This is a genomic window from Lactiplantibacillus daowaiensis (genome assembly GCF_005405085.1).
In the GTDB taxonomy this organism is placed as follows: Bacteria; Bacillota; Bacilli; order Lactobacillales; family Lactobacillaceae; genus Lactiplantibacillus; species Lactiplantibacillus daowaiensis.
Map to the genome: position 1 here is coordinate 1 of NZ_BJDJ01000040.1, position 3,254 is coordinate 3,254.

2 rRNA genes are annotated in these 3,254 nt (G+C 48.8%); both read left to right on the forward strand.

Annotation, left to right across the window (positions count from 1 at the left end):
• Positions 1-137: 137 nt before the first annotated feature.
• Positions 138-3,058, forward strand: a 23S ribosomal RNA gene (locus FFM75_RS13820).
• A 79-nt stretch (positions 3,059-3,137) separates the two neighbouring features.
• Positions 3,138-3,254, forward strand: a 5S ribosomal RNA gene (gene rrf / locus FFM75_RS13825).

Genomic DNA, 3,254 nt, shown 5'->3' on the forward strand with positions numbered 1-3,254 from the left:
TCAACTTGTTCTTTGAAAACTAGATAATATCAAATATATAATTTTTCATAATGAAACCGAGAACACCGCGTTTTTTGAGTTTTTTAAAAGAAGTTTAATCGCTAAACTCAATTAATCGTGTTTCCGTTAGGAAACAAGGTTAAGTTAACAAGGGCGCATGGTGAATGCCTTGGCACTAGGAGCCGATGAAGGACGGGACTAACACCGATATGCTTCGGGGAGCTGTACGTAAGCTATGATCCGGAGATTTCCGAATGGGGCAACCCAGCAGTTTTAATCAACTGTTACCACTAGATGAATACATAGTCTAGTTGGAGGTAAACGCTGTGAACTGAAACATCTCATTAGCAGCAGGAATATAAAGAAATTTCGATTCCCTAAGTAGCGGCGAGCGAACGGGGAACAGCCCAAACCAAAGTGCTTGCACTTTGGGGTTGTAGGACTGAACATTTGAGTTACCAAAAAGTTTGATAGTCGAAGGATTTGGGAAAATCCGCCATAGATGGTGATAGCCCAGTAGATTAAATCAAGCTTTCTCAGTTCAGGATCCTGAGTACGGCGGAACACGTGAAATTCCGTCGGAATCCGGGAGGACCATCTCCCAAGGCTAAATACTACCTAGTGACCGATAGTGAACCAGTACCGTGAGGGAAAGGTGAAAAGCACCCCGGAAGGGGAGTGAAATAGTTCCTGAAACCATGTGCCTACAATAAGTCAGAGCGCGTTAATGCGTGATGGCGTGCCTTTTGTAGAATGAACCGGCGAGTTACGATCCCGTGCAAGGTTAAGACTGAAAAGTCGGAGCCGTAGCGAAAGCGAGTCTGAAATGGGCGTTTTTAGTACGAGGTTGTAGACCCGAAACCAGGTGACCTATCCATGTCCAGGTTGAAGATGCGGTAAAACGCATTGGAGGACCGAACCCGTGTAAGTTGAAAATTGCTGGGATGAGGTGTGGATAGCGGTGAAATTCCAAACGAACTTGGAGATAGCTGGTTCTCTCCGAAATAGCTTTAGGGCTAGCCTCGGATGAAGGATCATGGAGGTAGAGCACTATTTGGACTAGGGGCCCGTCTTGGGTTACTGAATTCAGATAAACTCCGAATGCCATTGATTCATATCCGGGAGTCAGACGATGAGTGATAAGATCCACCGTCGAAAGGGGAACAGCCCAGATCACCAGTTAAGGTCCCTAAATGTATACTAAGTGGAAAAGGATGTGGAGTTGCACAGACAACTAGGATGTTGGCTCAGAAGCAGCCACCATTTAAAGAGTGCGTAATAGCTCACTAGTCGAGTGATCCTGCGCCGAAAATGTACCGGGGCTAAGTATACTACCGAAACTGTGGATGTGACCATTAGGTCACGTGATAGGAGAGCGTTCTAAGGGCAATGAAGCAAGATCGTAAGGACTTGTGGAGCGCTTAGAAGTGAGAATGCCGGTATGAGTAGCGAAAGACAGGTGAGAATCCTGTCCACCGAATGACTAAGGTTTCCTGGGGAAGGCTCGTCCTCCCAGGGTTAGTCGGGACCTAAGTCGAGGCCGAGAGGCGTAGACGATGGATAACAGGTTGAGATTCCTGTACCAGTTAAATGCGTTCGAACGATGGAGGGACGCAGGAGGCTAAGATGTGCATCCTGTTGGATTAGGATGTCCAAACAACAAGTCTTTTGATGAGTCAAATGCTTATCAATTTAAGGACAAGTTGCGATGGGGAGCGAAATTTAGTAGCGAAGCGTCTGATGTCACACTGCCGAGAAAAGCTTCTAGTGAGTATTTAACTGCCCGTACCGCAAACCGACACAGGTAGTCGAGGAGAGAATCCTAAGGTGAGCGAGTGAACTCTCGTTAAGGAACTCGGCAAAATGACCCCGTAACTTCGGGAGAAGGGGTGCTGATCGCAAGATCAGCCGCAGTGAATAGGCCCAGGCGACTGTTTATCAAAAACACAGGTCTCTGCAAAATCGTAAGATGACGTATAGGGGCTGACGCCTGCCCGGTGCTGGAAGGTTAAAAGGATGGGTTAGCTTCGGCGAAGCTCAGAATTGAAGCCCCAGTAAACGGCGGCCGTAACTATAACGGTCCTAAGGTAGCGAAATTCCTTGTCGGGTAAGTTCCGACCCGCACGAAAGGCGTAACGATCTGGGCACTGTCTCAACGAGAGACTCGGTGAAATTATATTGTCCGTGAAGATGCGGACTACCCGCGACAGGACGGAAAGACCCCATGGAGCTTTACTGTAGCTTGATATTGAGTGTTTGTACAGCTTGTACAGGATAGGTAGGAGCCATAGAAACCGGAACGCTAGTTTCGGTGGAGGCGTTGGTGGGATACTACCCTCGCTGTATGACCACTCTAACCCGCACCACTTAGCGTGGTGGGAGACAGTGTCAGGTGGGCAGTTTGACTGGGGCGGTCGCCTCCTAAAAAGTAACGGAGGCGCCCAAAGGTTCCCTCAGAATGGTTGGAAATCATTCGCAGAGTGTAAAGGCACAAGGGAGCTTGACTGCGAGACAGACAGGTCGAGCAGGGACGAAAGTCGGGCTTAGTGATCCGGTGGTACCGTATGGAAGGGCCATCGCTCAACGGATAAAAGCTACCCTGGGGATAACAGGCTTATCTCCCCCAAGAGTCCACATCGACGGGGAGGTTTGGCACCTCGATGTCGGCTCATCGCATCCTGGGGCTGTAGTCGGTCCCAAGGGTTGGGCTGTTCGCCCATTAAAGCGGTACGCGAGCTGGGTTCAGAACGTCGTGAGACAGTTCGGTCCCTATCCGTCGCGGGCGTAGGAAATTTGAGAGGATCTGTCCTTAGTACGAGAGGACCGGGATGGACATACCTCTGGTGTACCAGTTGTGCCGCCAGGCGCATCGCTGGGTAGCTACGTATGGATCTGATAAACGCTGAAAGCATCTAAGTGTGAAACAGACCTCGAGATGAGATTTCCCATTCCTTTATGGAAGTAAGACCCCTGAAAGATGATCAGGTAGATAGGTTAGAAGTGGCAGTGCGGTGACGCATGAAGCGGACTAATACTAATCGGTCGAGGACTTAACCAAGTATAAAGGTGTTCCGTTCATTAAAGAAAATAAAAATTTGATATTAGCTAGTTTTGAGAGCACAAGTTGTTTTCAATAGTGTGGTGACGATGGCAAGAAGGATATACCTGTTCCCATGTCGAACACAGAAGTCAAGCTTCTTAGCGCCGATAGTAGTTGGGGGATCGCTCCCTGCGAGGGTAGGACGTTGCCATGC